The organism is Corynebacterium sp. c7Ub_26, from assembly GCF_053760365.1.
The window spans coordinates 394,060-411,153 of the sequence record NZ_JBSNBL010000001.1 but is presented as its reverse complement, the minus strand read 5'-3'; the positions used below and the strand labels follow the sequence as shown (position 1 = coordinate 411,153).

The 17,094-nt window shown below is 57.2% G+C and carries 18 protein-coding genes; 1 reads left to right on the top strand and 17 read right to left on the bottom strand.

Annotation, left to right across the window (positions count from 1 at the left end; all coding sequences use genetic code 11):
- Window positions 1-44 precede the first annotated feature (44 nt).
- On the bottom strand, window positions 45-359 hold the full coding sequence (locus ACWORE_RS01785) for a thiamine-binding protein (RefSeq protein ID WP_221923665.1): 315 nt from the start codon (window positions 357-359) through the stop codon (window positions 45-47).
- Window positions 360-464: 105 nt separating this feature from the next.
- Here ACWORE_RS01785 and mce point away from each other — a divergent pair, with 105 nt between their 5' ends.
- Window positions 465-923, top strand: a complete 459-nt coding sequence (mce, locus tag ACWORE_RS01780) for a methylmalonyl-CoA epimerase (RefSeq protein WP_204087185.1) — start codon at window positions 465-467, stop codon at window positions 921-923.
- Between the two features lie 124 nt (window positions 924-1,047).
- On the opposite strand, the gene nucS is transcribed toward mce, so the two are convergent.
- The 16 genes from nucS to rho form a co-directional block, all read right to left on the bottom strand.
- Window positions 1,048-1,809, bottom strand: coding sequence for an endonuclease NucS (gene nucS, locus ACWORE_RS01775; protein WP_296136008.1), 762 nt, complete (start codon window positions 1,807-1,809; stop codon window positions 1,048-1,050).
- An 83-nt stretch (window positions 1,810-1,892) separates the two neighbouring features.
- Complete coding sequence (locus tag ACWORE_RS01770) at window positions 1,893-2,351, bottom strand: DUF2550 family protein (RefSeq protein ID WP_455302585.1); 459 nt, start codon at window positions 2,349-2,351, stop codon at window positions 1,893-1,895.
- A 191-nt stretch (window positions 2,352-2,542) separates the two neighbouring features.
- On the bottom strand, window positions 2,543-2,920 hold the full coding sequence (locus ACWORE_RS01765; protein WP_296136010.1) for a F0F1 ATP synthase subunit epsilon: 378 nt from the start codon (window positions 2,918-2,920) through the stop codon (window positions 2,543-2,545).
- 12 nt (window positions 2,921-2,932) lie between these two features.
- Window positions 2,933-4,369, bottom strand: a complete 1,437-nt coding sequence (atpD, locus tag ACWORE_RS01760) for a F0F1 ATP synthase subunit beta (RefSeq protein ID WP_012731906.1) — start codon at window positions 4,367-4,369, stop codon at window positions 2,933-2,935.
- Window positions 4,370-4,372: 3 nt separating this feature from the next.
- Window positions 4,373-5,356, bottom strand: coding sequence for a F0F1 ATP synthase subunit gamma (locus tag ACWORE_RS01755; protein ID WP_455302260.1), 984 nt, complete (start codon window positions 5,354-5,356; stop codon window positions 4,373-4,375).
- Between the two features lie 47 nt (window positions 5,357-5,403).
- A complete protein-coding gene (gene atpA, locus ACWORE_RS01750) occupies window positions 5,404-7,047 on the bottom strand; it encodes a F0F1 ATP synthase subunit alpha (protein WP_448234461.1) in 1,644 nt (547 codons plus the stop codon).
- A gap of 96 nt (window positions 7,048-7,143) precedes the next feature.
- On the bottom strand, window positions 7,144-7,959 hold the full coding sequence (locus ACWORE_RS01745) for a F0F1 ATP synthase subunit delta (RefSeq protein WP_455302259.1): 816 nt from the start codon (window positions 7,957-7,959) through the stop codon (window positions 7,144-7,146).
- Between the two features lie 5 nt (window positions 7,960-7,964).
- Window positions 7,965-8,522: a F0F1 ATP synthase subunit B gene (locus ACWORE_RS01740; protein WP_296136015.1), complete on the bottom strand. Its 558-nt coding sequence runs from the start codon at window positions 8,520-8,522 to the stop codon at window positions 7,965-7,967.
- 52 nt (window positions 8,523-8,574) lie between these two features.
- Window positions 8,575-8,811: an ATP synthase F0 subunit C gene (locus ACWORE_RS01735; protein WP_012731911.1), complete on the bottom strand. Its 237-nt coding sequence runs from the start codon at window positions 8,809-8,811 to the stop codon at window positions 8,575-8,577.
- 78 nt (window positions 8,812-8,889) lie between these two features.
- Entirely contained in the window at window positions 8,890-9,741 is an 852-nt protein-coding gene (gene atpB, locus ACWORE_RS01730; protein ID WP_296136017.1) for a F0F1 ATP synthase subunit A, read from the bottom strand.
- Between the two features lie 268 nt (window positions 9,742-10,009).
- Window positions 10,010-10,654, bottom strand: coding sequence for a hypothetical protein (locus ACWORE_RS01725; RefSeq protein WP_406604776.1), 645 nt, complete (start codon window positions 10,652-10,654; stop codon window positions 10,010-10,012).
- Entirely contained in the window at window positions 10,651-11,829 is a 1,179-nt protein-coding gene (locus ACWORE_RS01720; RefSeq protein ID WP_296136021.1) for an MraY family glycosyltransferase, read from the bottom strand. Before ACWORE_RS01720 ends, ACWORE_RS01725 begins: the two co-directional genes overlap by 4 nt.
- Before the next feature lie 65 nt (window positions 11,830-11,894).
- Window positions 11,895-12,551 carry an L-threonylcarbamoyladenylate synthase gene (locus ACWORE_RS01715; protein WP_012731915.1) on the bottom strand — a complete coding sequence of 219 codons (657 nt, stop codon included), beginning with the start codon at window positions 12,549-12,551 and terminating at the stop codon, window positions 11,895-11,897.
- A gap of 8 nt (window positions 12,552-12,559) precedes the next feature.
- The gene (locus ACWORE_RS01710; protein WP_455302258.1) at window positions 12,560-13,711 is read right to left on the bottom strand and encodes a N5-glutamine methyltransferase family protein; all 1,152 of its coding nucleotides are present in this window, start codon (window positions 13,709-13,711) and stop codon (window positions 12,560-12,562) included.
- Window positions 13,708-14,781, bottom strand: coding sequence for a peptide chain release factor 1 (gene prfA / locus ACWORE_RS01705; protein ID WP_406604779.1), 1,074 nt, complete (start codon window positions 14,779-14,781; stop codon window positions 13,708-13,710). Before prfA ends, ACWORE_RS01710 begins: the two co-directional genes overlap by 4 nt.
- 181 nt (window positions 14,782-14,962) lie before the next feature.
- The gene (gene rho, locus ACWORE_RS01700) at window positions 14,963-16,984 is read right to left on the bottom strand and encodes a transcription termination factor Rho (RefSeq protein WP_455302256.1); all 2,022 of its coding nucleotides are present in this window, start codon (window positions 16,982-16,984) and stop codon (window positions 14,963-14,965) included.
- Window positions 16,985-17,094: the final 110 nt, after the last annotated feature.

Sequence of the window (17,094 nt, the reverse complement as noted above, 5' to 3'; positions counted from 1 at the left end):
TGTCGGGCGGTGCTACGTGGTACGACGCTCCGCCCGTCCGTCATTCACTTCTCAGATGACGACGCGAGACGACGGTTCACCGCGTCCACCTTCTCGGTGAGCTGATGGTCGTAACCCGGGCGAATATCGGCTTTCACCACTAAGGACGTCCGCGGGCTCACCGAACTGACAGCTTCCGTTGCCCGCTTCACGACGTCGAAAACCTCGTCCCATTCACCTTCGATCAGAGTGAACATGGCATTTGTCTCGTTCGGAAGACCAGACTCCCGAACAACTCGGATTGCCTCAGCAACCGCATCCGCGACACCACCATCGTCGTCAGTAGAAGTAGTCGGAGCAACAGAAAACGCAACAATCATGGCCCCGATGCTAGTCCAGCCTGACTGACAATGTCGTACAAAATCACACCCCTGAATACGCCTGCGAAGAAGCAATATTGGCCGCGGGGGGCTTAGCATAGAAGCATGAGTAACAACGAGTACAGCACCGAAGTACCGCACGAACTAGTCAACTGCCTGGATCACGTAGGTATCGCCACAGCTGACTTGGATGCCACGCTGGAGTGGTACCGCACGAACATGGGGTGGATTTGCCACCACGTCGAAACAAATGAAGAGCAGGGTGTTCAGGAGGCCATGGTTGGCCCGAAGACCCTCACGGAGCTGCAGGGCATGATTCAGGTTCTGGCCCCGCTGAACGAAAAGTCAACTATCGCTAAGTTCCTTGACAAGAAGGGCCCGGGTTTGCAGCAGATGTGTCTGCGCACGACCGATATCGACGCCCTTTGTGACCACCTGCGTAAGCAAGGTACCCGGCTTCTTTATGACGAGCCGAAGAACGGAACCGCCGGTGCTCGCATTAACTTCGTCCACCCGAAGGATGCAGGCGGAGTTCTTCTCGAACTGACTCAGCCAGGAAAGTAAGTTTTCCTGTCGCTGTGGGGTCCACGTTGGTGGGCCCCATTTTTGTTGCGGCCCGACGGAAACGGCGGGCCCTTTATTGGGGCCTCATTTTCACTAGACGAGCGGGCACCCGGACCCTAGCACGCTAAAAAAGACGAAGCTCTTGCGACGGGGTGCCACGCAACTCGTCGTAGTCGACGGTCACGCACGTAAACCCACGATCCTCCGCAAGCGTCCGCGCCTGCGGTTTGATCTCCTGCGCCGCGAAAAGCCCTTTCACAGGGGCTAAGATTTCATCCCTGTTGAGCAATTCGACGTACCGCGTGAGCTGCTCAACGCCATCAATACCGCCGCGGCGTTTTACCTCAACGGCCACGGTCTTCCCGCTAGCGTCCCTGGTCAAGATATCGACGGGCCCAATAGGGGTCGGATATTCGCGCCGAACGAGCGTAAAGCCCTCCCCCAACGCTTCCGGATGCTGCGCTAACAGCTCCTGAAGATGTGCTTCCACACCATCCTTCGTGAGGCCTGGATCCTCGCCCAGGTCATACGTGGTGTCGGAAATCTTGTCATGCACCGTAATGCGGAGCTGTTCCCCTTTTTTATTCTCGACGACCCAAAGCTCTTCCTCATGTCCGGTTCGAGCCGAGCCGTCGGTCCCCTGTTCTTCAGAATTGTCGACGGAGCTACCGTCAGTCAGGCCGGCGTCGGAATCGTCGATAGTAATCGGGTGAACCGTGAGCGTACACGGCGGGGTCATCCAATTGAGCGGTTTATAGGCCCGGTCATCGGCGTGGACTGACACTGATCCGTCAGCTTTGACCATGAGTAAACGAGTTGCTTTGGGCAAGTGGGCGGTTAAACGACCCACGTAATCGACGGAACACGTAGCGATGACAAGGCGCATGAGCGAGAGAATACCAAATCGCGTTCTCTCAGAACCTAATACGTCACGGCCTCGAACAAAGCGCTGCGGCCTTTAGCCACGTACTACGCCAACACACCTTCGCTCAATAGCCGACGTCGTAAACTGTGGCGATGGAAACTGTATCCCCGTTCTTTAACCCGTCGGGGGTGTTTACTGAGCCGCTGAATCCTGGTGCTCGGAGCGGATTCCAACCACGCCACCAATGCCATATCCATAGCGTGTCCCCCGGCTACATCCACTCGTACATCCCCCGCTTGAAGTTCGACTATCCGCGGATCGGCTAATAGCCGTAATACCCCCGTTTTGACGTCTCGTCGGCCAACAATTTCTATGTTGTGCCTTTCACACGATAAGTCTGCCCCCGGTTTAAGAGACCGTAGCAAGTAAAGCTTTGCGGCGTCTTCCCCCAAAATGATGACCCCGTGTTGCCAGCGATGTCGTCGGCAGTCACGATAAACGGCGGTACAGACTGGTATGCCACGGGGCCGGATCCACGAAAATCGCCATATGGCAACTCCCATTCCCCATACGAGGATGGCCATACACGCCATTGTCACGGTGAAGAGAACCATGGGCCACCTCTCCCATTACGTCCGGCGACGGCTCGTCATGCACGTCGTTCCTTGAGCTGAGTATAGACGACGAAACCCCCGTGTTCCTAAGAAATGGCCTTAGAAACTACGGGGGCGTAGGTGAGAGCTATACAGTCGACCTACTTTTCTTTCGCACGCTGGACTGCTCGCAGCTCGGATTGAGCTTGAGCACGGTCACGCGAGTCCGTGTCGGAGCCTTTGTAACTCTGCTCTGCGCTGGAAACATCCACTTCTGAAGACCACGTGGCGTGGTCCGCCAGAATAGATACCTTGTGCTTGCCGACGGACAAGAAACCGCCCTGTACTGCAGCGACTTTCTTTTCGCCGTCGGTGGTACGGATGATGACCACACCGTTTTCTACAAGCTGCCCAAGGATGGGTTCGTGTCCGGGAAGTATGCCGATTTCACCTTCTGTGGTCTGTGCGGTGACAGACGTCGCAGCACCGGACCATAGCGCTCGCTCAACGGAGACTAACTCAGTGGCAATTTCAGCCATGGTGTCCCTACCTTACTTCTCTTGCAGCTTCTTGTATTCGGCTTCGACGTCGTCGAGACCACCGAGGCCGTTGAAGCAGCGCTCGGGGTATGCGTCATATTCGCCATCGCAAATACGGCGGAAGGCGTCGATGGTGTCCTTCAGTGGAACGTAGGAGCCTGGCAGGCCGGTGAACTTTTCAGCAACGAAGAAGTTCTGGCCGAGGAAGCGCTCGATACGACGTGCACGCTGGACGGTGATCTTGTCTTCTTCAGACAACTCGTCCATACCAAGAATGGCGATAATATCCTGCAATTCCTTGTTCTTTTGAAGGATATTGATGACTCGCTGCGCAACTTGGTAGTGCTCCTCGCCGACGATTCCAGGCTCGAGGATACGAGACGTGGAGGTCAGCGGGTTCACAGCGGGGTAAATACCCTTCGATGCGATGGAACGGTCGAGCTCTGTGGTCGCATCCAAGTGGGCGAACACGGTCGCAGGAGCCGGGTCGGTGTAGTCGTCGGCGGGGACGTAGACAGCCTGCAGAGAGGTAATCGAACGGCCCTTGGTCGACGTAATGCGCTCCTGGAGCTCACCCATCTCGTCAGCCAATGTTGGCTGGTAACCCACAGCAGAAGGCATGCGGCCCAGCAGCGTGGAAACCTCGGAACCTGCCTGGCTGAAACGGAAGATGTTGTCGATGAAGAGTAGCACGTCCTGGTGCTGAACGTCACGGAAGTACTCCGCCATCGTCAGCCCCGAGAGAGCCACACGCATACGAACTCCCGGCGGCTCGTCCATCTGGCCGAACACGAGGGCCGTATCTTGGAGCACGCCCATCTCCTCCATTTCGAGGAAGAGGTCCGTGCCCTCACGGGTACGCTCGCCGACGCCGGCGAATACTGACGTACCGGAGAACTCGCGGGCAATACGGGTGATCATTTCCTGGATGAGCACGGTCTTGCCCACACCAGCACCACCGAATAGACCAATCTTTCCACCCTTCACATACGGGGTGAGAAGGTCGATGACCTTAATACCGGTCTCGAGGATTTCGGTCTTACCTTCGAGTTGGTCGAAAGCCGGTGGCTTACGGTGGATGGACCATTGCTCGCCGTCACGGCCGAGCCCTGGCTCGTCAAGGCAGTCGCCGAGGGCGTTGAACACGTGTCCCTTGACGGTGTCCCCGACGGGAACGGAAATCGGTTTACCGGTGTCTTTCACTTCGGCACCGCGGATCAAACCATCGGTCGGTGCCATCGATACGGCGCGGACGATGTTGTCACCGAGGTGCTGGGCAACCTCGAGGGTAATTGTCTTGGCGACGGCCTCTAGATCAACGTCGACGGTCAGCGCGTTGAATAGCGCCGGTAGTTCTCCGCGAGGGAATTCCACGTCGACAACCGGGCCGATGACGCGTGCGACACGGCCGCTGAGGCCCGTCTGCTGCTCACTAAGAGCTGTAGTCATTGGTTAGTCACTTTCTCCGCTGTCGTCGAGCGCTCCCGCGCCACCGACGATCTCTGTAATTTCCTGGGTAATTCGTGCCTGACGAGCTTGGTTAGCTGTACGAGACAACGTCGTGGCAAGCTCAGTTGCGTTATCCGTCGCCGAACTCATAGCTGTACGGCGTGCTGCGGATTCTGACGCAGCTGACTCCAGCAGCAAGGCATACAAAGCGCGAGACACGTAGTGCGGGAGGAGCTCCGACAGCAACGTGGTCGCGTCGGGCTCAAATTCGTAGTTGGCGCTAATTTCGGAATCGTCTGGGTCAGACAGCATGTCTTCGCCAGTCTCTACTTCCTCATAGTCGATGACGGCTTCCATCGGAAGCATCTGCCGTGCGACGGCCTTCTGAGACAGCATCGACTCGAACTTCGTGTAAACGACGTGGAGCTGATCGAAGCCTTGCACACTCTCGCCCTCGGGCGCGGTGAGCCCGGGGCGCCACTCTGCTTTGCCCGATGAGCTAGCAACGAATGCGTCGATAAGGTGCCGACGCATCTGGTGCGTGCCTTCGTACTCGGGGTCCTGGGAGTATCCGGTCCAAGCACCTTCAAGGGCCTCACCGCGGAAGCGGTAGTAGGTCAGCCCCTTGTTGCCGAAGACATAGAGGACAACCTCATAGCCCTGCTTTTCCAACAAAGCGCGTAGTTCAGCAACTTTCTTGAAAACGTTGTGGTTGTACCCGCCACACATTCCTCGGTCGCTGGACACCACCAAAATAGCGGCACGGTTTCCGCCTTCGCGTTCGCGGAGCATCGGGTGGTCCAGTGAACTTGCCGATGACAAGCGATGGACGACCTTGGTAATTTCCTCCGCGTACGGTTGCGAGGCAGCTACCCTGGCCTGCGCTTTCGTGATCTTCGAAGTGGCGATCAGCTCCTGGGCCTTCGTGATCTTCTTAGTCGAGTTGACGGACTTAATCCGGTCTCGCAGTTCACGTAACGTAGCCATTTACACTCATCGCCTCCCTTCGTTCTTATCCATTGCGCGCACCGCCCTTACTTGCCCGAGGGCTTACGCGACACAGTGATTTGTTCTTTACCCAATTCGGATTGCTCCATTGGGTCTACATCGGGCTCGTTGATAACAGGTTTGCCGTCGGAGGCCTGGAAGTTCTGCTTGAACTCATCCACAGCGGAGGAAAGCTCTGCCTTGGATTCGTCATTGAGTGGGGATCCACCCTCGACCTGCTCGAAGACACCAGCATGCTTCGAATGGAGGTGCTCGAGGAGTTCAGATTCGAACCGACGAATATCTTCGACGGGAACGGAGTCAAAGTCGCCGTTGCCAGCAAGGTAGATCGACACCATTTGGTCTTCCACAGCCTGCGGGTGGTTCTCCGGCTGCTTCAGCAGCTCAACGAGGCGAGATCCGCGCTCCAGCTGTGCCTTGGAGGAATCGTCGAGGTCCGACGCGAAAGCAGCGAATGCTTCCAAGTCGCGGTATGCGGCGAGGTCAATACGCAGCGAACCCGAAACCTTCTTCATGCCCTTCTTCTGGGCGGCACCACCGACACGGGAGACCGACACACCGACGTTAATAGCGGGGCGAACACCCTGGTTGAAGAGGTCTGACTCCAAGAAGACCTGACCGTCGGTAATAGAAATGACGTTGGTCGGAATGAAGGCGGACACGTCGTTCGCTTTGGTCTCGATGATCGGCAGGGCCGTCATAGAGCCGCCACCCAAGTCGTCGGAGAGCTTAGCTGCACGCTCCAACAAGCGGGAGTGGAGGTAGAAAACGTCGCCTGGGTACGCTTCGCGTCCCGGCGGACGACGCAGCAGCAAGGAGATTGCACGGTAGGCCTCAGCCTGCTTGGTGAGGTCATCGTAGATGACCAGTACGTGCTTGCCCTTGTACATCCAGTGCTGTCCCAGTGCGGCACCAGCGAAGGGTGCGAGCCACTTAAAACCAGCTGAATCTGATGCGGGAGCAGCGACAATGGTGGTGTAATCCAGGGCGCCGTTGTCCTCTAGGGTCTTACGGACACCAGCGATTGTGGAGCCCTTCTGACCGATGGCGACATAAATGCAGCGAACCTGCTTTTCCGGGTCCCCGGATTCCCAGTTGGCTTTCTGGTTAATGATGGTATCGAGGCAAACAGCCGTCTTACCGGTTTTACGGTCACCAATGATGAGCTGTCGCTGGCCTCGCCCGATCGGGGTCATCGCGTCAATAGCTTTAATACCGGTCTGGAGTGGCTCCTCGACTGGTTGGCGCATCAACACTGAGGGCGCCTGCAGTTCCAGGACGCGATCTTCTTCTGCCTCGATGGATCCCAGGCCATCGATTGGCTGGCCCAGGGGGTTAATAACGCGGCCGAGGAATTTGTCCCCAACCGGAATGGATAGGACCTCTCCGGTCCTTTTTACTTCGTCGCCTTCCCGCAAGGTCTCGTAGCTTCCCAAGACCACGACACCGACTTTATCGGTGTCAAGGTTTTGGGCGACGCCGATGACGCCACCTGGGAACTCGAGCAACTCATTAGCCATGACTGATGGCATACCCGAAACCTGGGCGATACCGTCAGCCGCACTAATGACCACGCCGACCTCCTCACGGGAGGCCTCCGCGGAGTAGCTCGAGGTGTAGTTCGCAATCGCGCTACGGATCTCGTCGGAGGAGATCGTCAGCTCCGCCATGTTCTTCCTGCTCTCGGTAGTCTCTTCCAGCATTACTTGTTTATTACGTCGTATTTCTGGTCGCGGTCACGACCGGCATTCCGTCCGCCGTGGGCGTCAGGCAAAAGCTCGCCGTAATTTCTCGAGTTTGCCCGATGTGCTGCCATCGATACGCTCATCTCCGACCCGGATGACCATTCCACCGAGGATGCTGGGATCGACCTCTCCGTGGATGGACATCTTGTGACCATAAATTCGACCGAGCTTATCAGCCAGGGTCGATCGTTGGGTATCGCTCAATTCGCCGGCAGTCACAACATGAGCAACTTCGTACCCACGCAGCTGCGCTGCCTCCCGCGATAGCGTTTCACATGCTTCGACAGGACGTTGTTTAGCACGAGAAATCGCCTGCAAGGCAAGAGTTTCTGTAATTGAAGTAACTTTGCCGTACAAGACTGAGGCCAACAATTGGCGACGTCGGTCCGCACTAGCTTGTCGGTCTGCCAAAAGCATCTCCAGCTGCGGGGCGTCTTCAAAAACCCTCGCCAACTGGAACAACTCAGATTCGACGGTCGTGAGCTTGTCGTCTGCCTCGGCGGCGCGGAACAGAGCCCGGCGGCCAAGTTGAACAAGCCCATTGCGGAAATCGCGCGTATTCGACCAGTCTTTATCTACTGCAGAACGCAACACGCTGCGCGAAGCCTGATTGAGCTTCTCACCGAAAACGCGATCGGCAAGGTCTGCACGTTTCTCGGAGGACGCTGCGGGATCAATAAGCGCCACACGCAAGTCACGGTTGGAGTCCAAAACCTCAACGACGTCGAAAAGCTCGGGTCCGATCTGTGCGCCGTCGACGGCGGCGTTGGACTGGGCAACGGTGTTGTCGAGGGTAGTCGCCAACTCGGTCATCGATTCTCGGCTCGCTGCGTGCATACTGATCACTTCCCTGCCGGAATGTCATCCAAGGAAGACAGGAAAGAATCCACTGTCTCCGCGCGCTTGGCATCGTCGGATAGATGAGAGCCGAGGAGCTTCTCCGCCAGATTGACCGAATTCTGACCCATGTCCTTACGCAGGTCAGCGACGACGGCATCACGCTGAGCAGCAAGTTGCTTTTCGCCTTGAGCGATAATGCGGTTGCTTTCCTCCGTTGCTTCGGTCTTCATATCCGCAACGATCTTTTGCCCGTCAGCACGAGCTTCGTCGCGAATACGAGCCGCCTCTGCACGAGCCTCAGCGAGCTGGTCATTGTATTTTTGCAACGCAGCCTTCGCCTCGGATTGCGCGGCCTCCGCACGTTGAATACCGCCTTCAATGCGATCTTCACGCTCAGAAAGAACCTCTTGGAACTTCGGAAGAACAAACTTCCAGAAGAGCCATAGGATCAGTACGAAGCAGACGATGGACCAGACGAGGTCGTATGGCAAAGGGAGAAGCGGCAAGTTGCCCTTTTCGAGAGGCAGCGTGTCCTCAGCCAAAATAAGTGAGTTCGTCATAGTCTCCAGCTTTCGCTATTTCGAATATCAGGATGTAGTGAAAACAACCTGATTAGAACAGGAAGCCGGCGACCAAGCCGATAAGGGCAAGGGCCTCAGTGAAGGCGATGCCCAGGAACATTGTGGTACGCAACTGGCCAGCCATTTCCGGCTGACGTGCCATGCCTTCCACCGTCTTTCCGGCGACAATACCGATACCGATACCAGGGCCGATAGCAGCGAGGCCGTAGCCGATAGCACCGAAGCCGTCATAGCTGGTGGAGTCTGCAGCGAGAAGGATCTCGTTCATGGGGTGTTCCGTTCCCTTTCAAAATGCCGTTGGTTTTCCAACGACGTATTCGTGAAAAACTTCGAGTGGGGTGTTCAGTTAGTGTTCGTCCGCATGCAGGGAAAGCTCAATGTACACCGCAGTCAGCAGGGAGAAAATGTACGCCTGCAGGAAAATCACCAAAATCTCAAACAGCGAGAAGGCAAAAGCTGCCGCGATGGTAAAGCCGGACGCAACAAGCCAGCCGTTCATCTGCCAGAAGAAGAAGTTGGTTGCCGAGTACAAGAGCACCAGCACGATGTGACCTGACAGCATATTGGCCATAAGACGAATGGTCAGCGTGACAGGCCTCAAAATGAAGGTCGAGAAGAACTCAATCGGTACGACCAAGAAATAGAGAAGGAAAGGCAACCCCGGAATTACCAGAGAGCTCTTCATGTACTTCCCGAACCCGTACCGCTTGGCGCCTGCGTAGATCATGCAGATGTAAGCAACCACAGCCAAGAGCAGTGGCATACCGATACGAGCATTGGGGGAAACGTTCAAGAACGGGATCACCGATGGTGCGTTCATGAACAGCACAAGGAAGAAGATCGTGGAAATAATCGGAAGGAAGCGACGTCCTTCTTTTCGACCAAGAATCTCCTCACTGATGTGGATACGGACGAAATCCAACAAGTACTCAGCGACGTTCTGTACGCCACGCGGAACTAACTTCGGCTTCCGCATAGCGAAGAAGAAGAACAGCCCCATGAGCACCATCACGAGGAGTCGGACGAACATGATGCGGTCGATGGCGAACCAACCGTCGGCAAAATTACCGAACCAAAGGTTGATGTGATCACCATGCGCCGTCTCGGGACAGCGTGACTCACCGTCACTGCCGGTCCCACAAACGAACCCCGGGAAAAAGTCGTGGTCCAGATCTGGGGCGTGGAAATGCCCCTTCATGGACAAGGTTGTAACGCTCAGCGTTCTCTCCCGTGTTCGGGCCGCTTTCTGCCAAACAGAAAACGGTGCGATGGAGGTCTATGTGCATAGCCCACCGCGGATTCCGTCGCACATCATCGCGGGGGCCCGGGGGTTATTCGGGGGTGGCTACGCATAGCGACTTTTCCTTATAACCCGCAGTTGACGATAGCAGCTTAATTCAAGTTTTTCCCAAGCGATCTCTCAATCCGACCCCCCTAAAACTACACCTGATTCACCCCCATGCAGGCTATTGCTGGTGGTCCCGTTCTTCTGCCCATTCTCGGTCAGCGATATAGGTCACACGCGCGGTCAAGACACCCCATGTTTCCGAGACCAGTCCAACGATTAACGCGGCGATAACCGTGACCGCCAACGCTAGGTGGTCATAGAAATACATGTTCTTCAGAACGACCAAGACGAGTAAGACAACGACAACTTTGAGGAGCCACGTCCCCATCACCACAGCCATCGTCGTTTGGGGATTAGTCCGGGAGGTGATGAGCACACTCACGATAGTGAGCAAAACAAAGGCACCACCAATGACAGAACCGATGAGCGCTCCCCAGACACCTCGCATACCTGATTGTCCGCCCCAGGCCAACAACGAAACTACAGCTAAACAGGCAATTGCGATACCACCCAGCCGTGCAGCCTTCAGCAGTGGCCACCGCGGATCCGACACATGCCGGTTTCTCTTCGCAATCACGTCGTCGATAGACGAACCACCGTCGGTAGACGAGCTAGCCGACGAGTTCGACGTTTCAGAAGGCTTCTGCCCATCGGGTTGTTCCGGTGTATTTTCGCCCGACTTCCCCGATGCGAAAGTGGAGTATGGAGACGTCGGCTTCGACGAGGCGCTGTTCGGTTCGCCAGAGGAGTGGGAATCAGTCACGCTGGCTGATTGTAGCGGTCCGGGTGCCGACGATCACGCGAGCGCGGTACAGACGTAATCCCGACGGCAATGATGATCGCTAACCCCACCGCAATGAGGGTAATGTCCGTCGGCAAAATTGTTGCTGCCACCGCACTGAATGCGACGACGCTCACCCACGTGTAGAGCACAAGGACCACCCGTCGGTGCGTGTGCCCGAGCTGGAGCAGCCTGTGATGCAGGTGCTTTTTATCTGGGGCGAACGGGCTTTTCCCGTGGCCAACCCGGCGAATAACAGCCATGATGAGGTCAAGCATCGGGATGAACACACTCGCTGCCACCACGATGATCGGGCTCAGCAGCGCGAAAATGTCGGCGGCACCATAGAGCGACATGGTGATGCGGCCAGACGCTGAGGTCGATGCCGCCGCGAGGAGGAGGCCGATCAGCATGGATCCCGTGTCGCCCATGAAAATCCGGCTCGGCTCAAAGTTGTGGGGCAAGAAGCCCGCGCAGGCTCCAATCAATACGGCGGAAATAATAGCCGGCGGATAAGCGCTCACCGCTCCCCCTTGGTCGTGGAGAATGGTGAGCGAAAATGCGAAGAGCGAAATTCCCGCGATTCCCCCGACGCCGGCCGCCAACCCGTCAAGACCGTCGACAAAGTTAATCGCGTTGATCAGAGTGACGGTGAAGACGACAGTCAGGGCTGTGGACTGGACTTGATCCAGAATGACCGTGGTGCCCCCATGCCAGGGAACGTAGAGGAGGTACCAACTCAGCCCCAGCAGACTCATGACTGTCGCGCCTGCGATTTGCCCGACCAGTTTCACGAGAGCCGGAATGTCATACAAGTCGTCGATGATGCCGACAACAACGATGATGAGCGCAGCCCATAACACGGCTCTCAAGTCCGGAGTCATGGGAGGAAATCCACGGTTCAACGCCGGTAATTGGTTGGCCACCAGTAAGGCTGCAATGACGCCGGTGAACATCGCGACCCCACCCAACCGCGGGCGGGGTTGTTTATGGACGTCACGGGCACGCGGGATCGCTACTCTCCCAGTCCGCACCATGACGGATCGTATGCATCCTGTTGTCAGGAACGTCACGATGCAGCCCGTGCAGAGAACAAGGATGAGTTCCCGAATGGGCACACCGGTTCCCCCCACCGCTGATTGTGCACAAACGATCATGATGTTTCTCTACCCCGCATTCCCTGGACTATCCGCGCACGTGAGGCCGTTCTTTTCCCCTCGAACTATCTCTGACGCAGCGTAGCAGGGCTCGTTCCGATGACCTCGGAAATACGTTCTGCAGAAATGGCCCCTTCACGCAAAAGATGAGGGGTGGGCGAGGTCAGATCAATGATGGTTGACGGCTCCCCGATCGTCGCCTCCCCATCATCCAAATAAACGGATACTTCGCTTCCCAGCATCTGCTTCGCGGCAATGGCCGAGGTCGCCGGCGGCTGCCCCGAAATATTCGCGGAGCTCACCGCCATGGGGCCTGTGGCTCTCAGGAGCTCAATCGCGACCGGCTGTAGCGGCATCCGAAGCATCACTGATCCGTTAGTATCCCCAAGGTCCCAGGGCAACGACGGAGCCTGCGTCACCACAAAGGACAGTCCGCCGGGCCAGAATGCTTGGACTAATTCGCGCATCCGCGGAGTGACCGTCTGCACCAGGCCGTCGACGGTGTCCCATGACCCAACCAGCACGGGAACAGGCATGTCAGGGCCACGATGCTTCGCACGCAACAGTGCGGCAACAGCGTCGTTATCGAATGCATCGCACCCGATGCCATAGACGGTATCGGTGGGGATAACGACCAGCCGCCCGCCCTTTACTGCACTCTGGGCGGCCTCGAGGCCGCGACGTCGTTCGTCTTGGTCAGTGCAATCGTAAATTGTGCTCATGAGTGTTATTACGCTTTCCTTGTGTGTGCGGCCCGAATGCCCGTCACAAACCTATCGCGTCCAGCTAAGTCCTTATGTATTTCTACATCGGTAAAACCGTGATCATTCAAACATTGTGAGGTCACAGGCCCGTTGAGCTCGTCATGTTCCACAGCTACGACGGTGCCACAACTAGCCAGATCCTCAACCAGGGCCATCATCGGCACGATCACGCTCATTCCATCCGCACCAGCGAAAACGGCATTATGAGGATCGGCCGCGACTTCAGGCGAAATCGTCGTGTTTTCGGGCACATAAGGTGGATTCGAAACGACCATATCCACCTTCAGCTCAGGCGTCGTTTCACGCGTAGGTTCAGGATTGTCACCGTCACGCGTTTCCCGGCCACACAAGTCCCAAATGCTTTTCACGATAGTGGGATCTGTGACATCCCCTGCGTACAGGCTCACCGAGAGCTGATTGGCATCATCCTCTGACAGGCCAGCATCCAGCGCTTCGGCCTGCCAATTCTGCATGAAGGTCTCGACGTTACGACGAGCGTAATCCAGTGCGACGTCGCTCGTGTCAACGCCAACAATGCGGATTCGTGGGAGCTTGCCGATGCCTCCCACGTGCGGATTGACGGCCTTCTGCTCCCGAAAGTCGCGATGAAGAGACAACAACGCGTTACCCGCCGCGTGCGCAACACCCAACGCCAGGGTTCCGGGCCCGGTACACAAGTCAACGATGGTGTAATCCGTCGGCACAGGCTTCGAAGATCCGTCTTTATCGGACCGCTTATCCAATGCCCTGCGGAGTTGTTTCCCCGCCCATTCCACAATCAATTCGGTTTCCGGACGGGGAACAAAAGCCCCCGGGCCGACCAGCAAGTCGATCCCAGCGAACCGCACCGTCCCCATAATGTGCTGCAAGGGTTCCCGCCGCTCACGTCGGCTAATACACGCTTCGAAAAACTCGGCCGTGTCGGAATCGAGGTGGTCTTGGCGTCGGAAGAATAATGACGACCGTGTGACCGGTTCCGCACCCGGTGCGCCTTTAACAGTGAGCGCATGTGCCATCAGTAGCTCAGCATCGACTCGTGGTGAGTCCACCCCCGCAGCGCGTAGTCGTCCGCCTGCGTTGTTGATCATCTGGCGAACAGATGTACGGGGATACGTCATTCTGCCTCGAGCCGTTCGGCGCGCTCTGCGGACTGCAGCGCAGAGAAGAGGTCATCCAGGTCGCCGTCGAGAACCTGGTCGAGATTGTGTGCCTTGTAATTAATTCTGTGGTCAGAGATGCGATTTTCGGGGAAATTGTAGGTACGGATGCGCTCCGAACGGTCCATGGTCCGCACCTGAGCGGCACGATCGGCCGACGCCGCAGCCTCGGCTTCTTCTTCCTTCATCTGCTGCAACCGAGCGGCCAGGACCTGCATCGCACGCGCCTTGTTTTGGATCTGGCTACGTTCTTTCTGACAGGTCACGATCAGCCCCGTCGGCAAGTGTGTGATGCGGACAGCGGAGTCGGTCGTGTTCACGCCCTGGCCACCTTTACCGGATGAGCGGTACACATCGACGCGGATGTCTTTGTCATCAATCTCGACATCCTCGATTTCATCAGGTTCCGGGTAAACGAGGACACCGGCGGCTGAGGTCTGGATACGTCCCTGGGACTCGGTGACGGGAACTCGCTGAACACGGTGGACACCGCCCTCAAACTTGAAGACACTCCACGCACCGTCCCGGGACGGCTTCTTGGAGCGAATAGACATCGTGATGTCTTTAATTCCCCCGAGGTCCGTGGGCGCATCGTCCAGAACGTCGATCGCGAAGCCGTGTTTGTCCGCGTAGCGCTGGTACATCCGCACTAATTCGCCGGCGAAGAGGGCTGCTTCTTCTCCGCCCGCACCGGACTTCACTTCCATCACAATGTCATCGCCATCATGAGGATCCCGCGGAGCCAAAAGGTCAGCTAGCTTATCCGATAGCTCCTCTTTTTCCGACCGAAGACGCTCGGCTTCTGCCGCGAATTCCTGGTCTTCGTGGGCCATTTCCTCGGCGGCTTCGAGATCATCAGTAACAGCATTTAACCGGTCATTCGTCTGAATGATGGGCTGAAGTTCAGAGAACCGCTTCCCCACCTTCCGCGCGCGAGCAGCGTCGTTGTGTAAATCAGGATCAGCTAATTGAGCTTCGAGCCCTTGATATTCCGAAACAATGTCGTCGACCGCCGAAACATGCGTCGCCATGACCCAGAGGGCTCCTTTAACTGCTCACTACAAATACCGGTAACTACACGAATATAGCGCGACGGCGGCGGCTCAACCGAACCACCGCCCTCACCATGACCAGGAGAGGTTTACCTCCTGGCGCCACTACTTCACACCACTGCCTGGCTTCACGGCTTAGCGTCGCGCATGAGGGGACGAATTACTCGTCATCATCGTCGGGAACACTCATGGGTGCCGACGATGCGATCTGCATGAGGAATTCGCCATTGTTCTTGGTCTTACGCAGCTGCTTGATCAGCAGGTCAATGGCCTGCTGTGGGTCCAGTGCCGACAAGATCCGACGCAGCTTGTGCATGACGCGTGCCTCGTCGGGAGCCAGGAGCAGCTCGTCCTTACGGGTACCCGACGGATTCACGTCGACAGCTGGGAAGACGCGGCGCTCCGAAATCTTTCGGTCAAGCTTGAGCTCTGCGTTACCCGTGCCCTTGAATTCCTCGAAGATGACGGTGTCGCCGGCGGAACCAGTCTCGACCATCGCCGTCGCAATAATCGTCAGCGAACCACCGTTTTCGATGTTGCGTGCCGCACCCAGGAATCGCTTCGGCGGGTAGAGGGCGTTGGAATCCACACCACCAGACAGGATACGTCCCGACGCCGGGGAGGAGTTGTTGTAAGCGCGGCCCAGTCGCGTAATGGAGTCCAGCAGCACAACGACGTCCTGACTAGCCTCAACAAGGCGCTTAGCCCGCTCAATCGCCAGTTCAGCGACGGTGGTGTGCTCGCTCGGCGGACGGTCAAACGTCGAAGCGATCACTTCGCCATTAACCGAGCGCTGCATATCGGTGACTTCCTCAGGGCGCTCGTCGACAAGAACAACCATGAGATAGCACTCTTGATTATTCGTCGTGATGGCGTTAGCCACGTCCTGCAGAATCGTCGTTTTACCGGCCTTCGGCGGGGACACGATCAACGCGCGCTGCCCCTTACCGATCGGCATGATGAGGTCAATCACACGCGTCGTGAGCTTCTTCTGGTCCGTCTCCAACCGCAGCCGCTGGTTCGGGTACAGCGGTGTGAGCTTGGCAAACTCGGGGCGGGCCTTGGCCTCCTCCGGCGTCATGCCGTTGACCTTATCAACGCGCGCCAACGGAGCGAACTTCTGCCGGTTGCGGCCGCGACCATGCTGCGGACGGCTTGAACCGTCCTCACGGACCTTGATCTGCCCGGTCACAGCGTCGCCACGACGCATGCCCTGGGACCGAACCATGTTCATGGACACATACACATCATTCGGGCCGGACTGGTACCCCGATGTGCGAATGAACGCGGTGTTGTTGTCGACAACATCAAGGATGCCTGCGATCGGCTGGAAGGTTTCACCTTCGCGCAGCTGGTTCGGGTTCTGGTTGTCGCGATTATCCCGGTTGCGGCGGTTGCGGCGATTGCCGCGGTTATTACGGTCGTTGCGGTTATTGCGACCTCCGCGATCGTTCCGATTGTCACGATCATTACGGTTTTTGCGGCCACCGCGGTGGTCCTGGTTTTTGCGGCCACCGCGACCATTGTGGTCGTTGTTGTCACCGGAGTTGTCGTCATTGTGGCCATAACGGTCATCACGGTCGTCATTGGACCGTCGGTGATCATTATTGTTATTCCGATCATCATCCCGGAGGGAGTTGTTGTCATCCGAATCGTCGAAAGAATCGCGGGACGACGTGTTCCGGTCATCACCGTCATTGGAGTGGCCGTTGTGCCGGGCACGGTGACGACGCGCGCGACGCGCCTGGGAGCGCGATTTGTAGCCGTGATGGCGGGAATCGTCAGAATCGTCGTCGCGGCCGTTGTCATTGTCCGAGCCGGAGTCGGAGTGAGAGTTGGAGCCACCCGAGTGCTCATCCCCACGACGGTCGTCGTTACCGTTGTGTCGGTTATCGGAGCCGGAGCCATGTCCGTCGTTGTTTGCCGACGATCCAGCGTTAAATGAATCGGAGTTCGGCGATTCAGAGTTATCCGAATGGTGGGACTCTGCCTTCGGTTCCCCCGCTTTCCGTGTGGATCGACGGGGCCGAGAATACGGTTGGCCAGCGTCGGCGGCCTGGATGGCTGCGATGATATCCCCCTTGCGCAGCCCTGAGAGTCCTCGAATCCCCTTTTCGGCAGCTAGCGCCTTTAATTCCGGGATGCGCATAGCGGCCAAGTTGTTCGTGTCCGTATCAGTCACGGATGTCCTTTCGTTGCCAGCCCCTCCGGGACAATTGTCAATATTTGTCAGTGGATACGTGTCTCATCACGCGCTGGAGGGTTAGCCCTGTGGTGTTGTCCTATCGCGAC